The organism is Methylophaga sp. UBA1464, assembly GCF_002325665.1.
Classification (GTDB): Bacteria; Pseudomonadota; Gammaproteobacteria; order Nitrosococcales; family Methylophagaceae; genus Methylophaga.
Genome location: NZ_DCSO01000096.1, coordinates 17,119 through 22,330, shown reverse-complemented (window position 1 = coordinate 22,330; position 5,212 = coordinate 17,119). Strand labels below are relative to the sequence as shown.

The window sequence follows — 5,212 nt, the reverse complement described above, 5'->3', positions numbered from 1 at the left end:
ATGGCTTTTTTAACCTGGGAACACCCATTAGTGCTATCGGCAATGGATGCAGTCATCAGCTCTGATTTGGGCAATACCGCTTTCTGTCAGTTGAAAAGTAATCTGGTGGTTGCTGGCAGTTTATTGCTGGAAGTGGCATTTGTGATGCATTGCCCGGCACCCAAACACTATAATATCACTCGATACATACCTGAATCGTACCTGCGGATCGTCATAGATGAGAAAGGGCGACGACTGGATGAACATTTGACCGAGCAGGAAATGAATCAACAGGCTGGTCGTATTCCCAAACATACTGCCCAGCAGATGGTGCAGGTGGCCCGCGAACGTATTGATGGATTAATTGATTCCAGTAAAAAAATGGCTGCCACATATCAAAAGCAGCTTATCGATGAAGCCATCAGTAAAATGACACAGCTGACGGATAATGAAATACAGCGCCTGCAGCATCTTGCTGAAAAAAATACGCATATTAAATCTTCAGAAATTGAAACCATGCAATCACAGCAGCAACAACTGCAACAGTATCTGCAACATGCAGAATTGAAATTGGATGCATTACGCTTAATCATCGTGACAGAAGCGGAGTGATCTGCCAAAGTCACGGATCAAAAACATAACGGAGTAGGGTTTTGATTAAACGTTGGTTACCACCTTTACTGGTCGTGGCATTGGCCATAGTGATATTCAGTACGTTGATCAGTACTCGCCCACAGGCTCCGGTTCAGGATCGCCCGGCTCAGGGTGTGTTGGTCGATACTCAGCAAATTGATTTTGCGTCGTTGTCACCGACACTTACTTTATACGGTCGTCTCGAAGCACCACAAATGGCCAACCTGCGTGCTGCAATCAATGCTGATGTAGCAAAAGTTTATGTATTTGATGGCGACATGGTTGAACAGGGCCAAATACTGGTCGAACTGGATCAGCAGGAAGCTCAACTGGCGGTTGATCAGGCTGCCGGCGAACTGGCATTGATAGATGCCCAGATTGCTGCTGAACAGTCGCAACTTAAACGCAATGAAGCACTGTTTGCCACTCAACAACAATTGGTAGATTTGGCAAAAGCGGCAGTCGGCCGTGCTGAAAAACTGCAACAAAGCCAGTTATCATCGCAAGCGTTATTAGATGAATCCATCTCGCTACAGGCACAGCAAAGTCTCAATCTGAAACAGTTGCAGTTTGATATCCAGGATCATCCGATCCGTATGGCACAACTGCAGGCAAATCGTAAACAAGCTCAGGCCAGACTGGATAATGCGCAGCTGGATCTCAGCCGCACCATTATCAAAGCCCCTTTTTCCGGTCGTATCAGTAGTCGGCAAATCGCCATCGGTGACCGGGTCCAAACCGGTGATGCATTAGTGACACTTTATGATATGCGGCGACTGGAATTACGTGCGTCGATTCCTGAGCGTTATCTGGCCGATATTTATCCAGTGTTTGAAAAACAGCGGTTGACTGCCATTGCACAGCTTGCCGGTCAGCCGTATGAATTTGAATTGCGCCGTCTCAGTGGCGAAGTAAATGTGAATGTCGCAGGACGTGACGTCCTGTTTCGCCTGAAAGGTGAGCCGGGACCACTGGCATTAGGGCAGTTTGTCAGTGCTCAGCTGACGTTGCCGGTTCGCGAAAAAACGGTCGCCATTCCTTACAGCGCCCTGTATGGTCTGGATAGGGTGTATCGGGTTCGAAACAATCTTCTTGAAGCCGTAAGCGTAACCAAAATCGGTGATTATGCAGATCAGGATGGCAAAAGCCGTTTGCTGATCCAAAGCGATGCCCTGCAACAGGGTGATCTGATTATTACGACTCAATTACCTAATGCTATCAATGGTTTATCGGTGAGTGTTAAGGATGAGTGAACCGGTGAAACGCGACTTTATCGGCATCTTTGCCCAACATCGCGTGGCGGCCAATCTGTTAATGCTGGTGATGATTCTCGCCGGAATTTTGTCTTTAAACCGTATCAATACCCAGTTTTTTCCCACATTTGCGTTGGATATTATCACCGTCAGTATTGAATGGCGTGGCGCCAGTGCTGAGGATGTTGCCGAATCAATTACCCGGCAGGTAGAACAGGAATTACGCAGTGTTGATTATGTGAAAAAGATGACTTCCACTTCGTCATACGGAATGTCATTGGTCACCATTGAGTTTATCGAAAAAAGTGATATGGGGCAGGCACTGGATCAGGTCAAGGATCGCATTGCGCAGATCCGTAATCTGCCTACTGACAGTGAAGAACCTGAAGTTTCATTGGTGACAAATTACGAAAGCGTGGCGCGAATTCTGATCACCAGTGAAACCGGCGACCTGGCATCGCTGCGTTACCTTGCCCATGATATTGAACATGATCTTCTTGATCGGGGCATTTCACGGATTAATATCAGCGGACTGCCGCTGGAAGAAATTGCCATACAACTGGATAAAGCCAAGCTGGAGGCATTGGGGCTGGAGCTGGATCAGGTTGCGGATCGTATTGCCCGGTTAAGTCAGGATTTACCGGCTGGTGAAATCGGTAATGAGGAGAGCACACGACAAATCCGCAGTCTGGATCAAGGGCGTAATGTACAGGCTTTTGCCGAATTTGCTTTGCAATCAGACTTTGCCAACGGCTTGGTCAAACTGGAAGATGTCGCGACCATAGAACGCCGTCCTTTGCGTAAACAAATGAATCTGTTCTATCAGGGTCAGCCAGCCATTGAGCTGGAACTGCAACGTACTGAAAATGCGGATTCGCTAAAAAGTGCACGTATTCTTGAAAAATGGCTGGACGATAACGCTGGCAGTCTGCCAGAAGGTGTTCAGTTGAAAGTCTATGATGCCAGTTGGCAGTTGATCAAAGAGCGTATCAATCTGCTGTTAAAAAATGGTCTGGGTGGCTTACTGCTGGTACTGGGCATTCTGTTTCTGTTTCTGCATGGACGGGTAGCTTTTTGGGTGGCGGTTGGTATTCCGGTATCCTTTATGGCGGCATTGGCCGTGTTATATGCACTCGGCGGCAGCATTAACATGATCAGCCTGTTTGGGCTGATTATGTCGCTGGGGATTATTGTTGATGATGCGATTGTAGTAGGGGAAGATGCTTTCGCCCACTACCAGAGCGGTGAACCTTCGTTAACTGCATCGGAAGGTGGCGCCAGACGAATGCTGGCACCGATTCTATCGTCGTCACTCACCACTATTTCTTCCTTTATTCCACTGATGTTAATCAGTGGCGTAATTGGCAATATTCTGTTTGATATTCCATTCGTAGTGATCTGCGTGATCATCGCCTCGTTGATTGAGTGTTTTTTGATCCTGCCGGGGCATTTACGGCATAGTTTTCACAATATTCATCACGCCAAGCCTTCAGCTATCAGAGCGCAACTGGATAGGGCCTTTAATTATCTGCGGGATGATCTTTTCCGGCCACTGGTCACCCATGCCGTTAAAAATCGTGGCTTAACGGTCAGTGCTGCGCTGGCGTTATTGATTATCAGTTTTGGCTTGCTGGCAGGCGGTCGTATCAGCTTTAATTTTTTCCCGTCGCCTGAAGGTACCACCGTGTTAGCAAATGCCCGATTTGTGGCAGGCACGCCACGCAGTGAGGTTGATAAATTTCTGCAACATATTTCAGCCACGCTGGAACAGACCGATCAGCAATGGGAGCAGCCCCTGGTTGATGTGGCGACCAGCAAACTGGGGGCTGCCGGTACCGCTGGGGGGATGTCCGAATCACAAATTGATGATCGTTTTGCTTCCATGCAGGTCGAACTGACGTCACCGGATCAGCGTGATGTGCGTAATCAAACCTTTATTAATGCCTGGCGCGAAAAGATTATTTTGCCCGCCGGAATAGAGACTTTCACCATTTCCGAACGTCGTGGCGGACCTCCGGGCAGTGATATTGATATCCGTCTTACCGGAGGCAATACCGATATTCTTAAAGCTGCTTCCAAAGAAGTCATCGAAGCATTGCAACGTTATCCCGGTGTCAGTGCCACTGAAGATGACTTGCCTTATGGCCAGTCGCAATTGATTTATCGACTCAAAGAGCAAGGCAAGGTACTGGGGCTGACAGTTGATGATGTCGGCAGGCAGTTACGTGCAGCCTATGATGGACGTCTGGTACAGATTTTTCAGGATGGTGATGACGAAGTCGAAGTGCGGGTGATGTTTCCGGATAGTCAACGTAATACCCAGGCTTCACTGGATGACTTTATGATTCGACTTCCCAATGGGGGCAGTGTGCCGCTGGATTCGGTAGTACATTTTGATTCACGACGTGGCTTTGATGTGCTGCGTCATACGGATACCCGATTGGCTGTGCATGTAACGGCTACGGTAGACAGTCAGGTAACCAATAACAACACCATTCTGGCTGATTTACAGCGTGATTTTCTACCGGATCTGACGTCACGCTATGGCATTCAGGTAGTATTTGAGGGCAGGGCGGAAGAGCAGGCTGATACGATTGGGGACATGAAACAGGGCGTGTTGCTGGCATTTGCTTTGATCTACATTATTCTTGCCTGGGTATTTGCCTCTTATGGCTGGCCACTGGTGGTGATGACGGCTATTCCTTTTGGCTTGATTGGTGCACTGGTCGGACATTGGTTATTGGGTATCGATCTGACTATTCTGTCTTTATTCGGTATCTTTGGTCTGTCAGGCATTGTGGTGAATAATGCGATCATTCTGGTCACTTTTTTCAAGAATTTACGGGAAAAAGGGCTGGAGACTCAACATGCCATCATTGAAGCATCCGTTTTGCGCCTGAGAGCAGTCTTATTGACCTCCCTGACCACTATCGGTGGTCTGACTCCTTTGTTATTTGAGACATCACCCCAGGCACAGTTTTTGATTCCAATGGCGGTATCGATTTCGTTCGGTCTGATGTTTGCTACGGTATTGGTGTTACTGGTGATTCCGGCATTATTGTCATTTCATGAGAGCATTGCCGAGTCTATGACTGGCTTTCGATCAAGCAAGACACAAACTGAATAAGAGGGTAAACATGAAACTACGGCTTATTGGTTTATTGTTGGGACTTGGCAGTAGTGTATTAGGCAATTCGGTATTTGCTGAGGAAGCCCCGGTCACCTTACAGACCCTCACTGACCATGTGTTTATCAATCATCCTGCACGTCAGGCAGAGGCCAGTATGGATGCATTGGCAGAAAGCCGATCCACACTGGCCGGGCAGCTGTTTGCCGAGCGATTAAGT

Annotated in this window: 3 protein-coding genes and 1 pseudogene; all 4 read left to right on the top strand. The window is 47.9% G+C overall.

The features are described 5' to 3' along the window. Positions 1-591: pseudogene (locus tag B3O33_RS13160) on the top strand (RNA polymerase-associated protein RapA); the annotation flags it as partial. Between the two features lie 41 nt (positions 592-632). Then, entirely contained in the window at positions 633-1,865 is a 1,233-nt protein-coding gene (locus tag B3O33_RS13155; RefSeq protein WP_292363797.1) for an efflux RND transporter periplasmic adaptor subunit, read from the top strand. Continuing rightward, positions 1,858-4,992 carry an efflux RND transporter permease subunit gene (locus B3O33_RS13150; protein WP_292363796.1) on the top strand — a complete coding sequence of 1,045 codons (3,135 nt, stop codon included), beginning with the start codon at positions 1,858-1,860 and terminating at the stop codon, positions 4,990-4,992. The genes B3O33_RS13155 and B3O33_RS13150 overlap by 8 nt, the downstream gene beginning before the upstream one ends. Positions 4,993-5,002: 10 nt before the next feature. Next, positions 5,003-5,212 (top strand): hypothetical protein (locus B3O33_RS13145; protein WP_292363795.1); only part of this gene is annotated, 210 nt, incomplete at its 3' end.

Coding starts and splice junctions, on each gene's coding strand:
- B3O33_RS13150 (WP_292363796.1), top strand. CDS start 1,858: ATGAGTGAACCGGTGAAACGCGACTTTATCGGCATCTTTGCCCAACAT.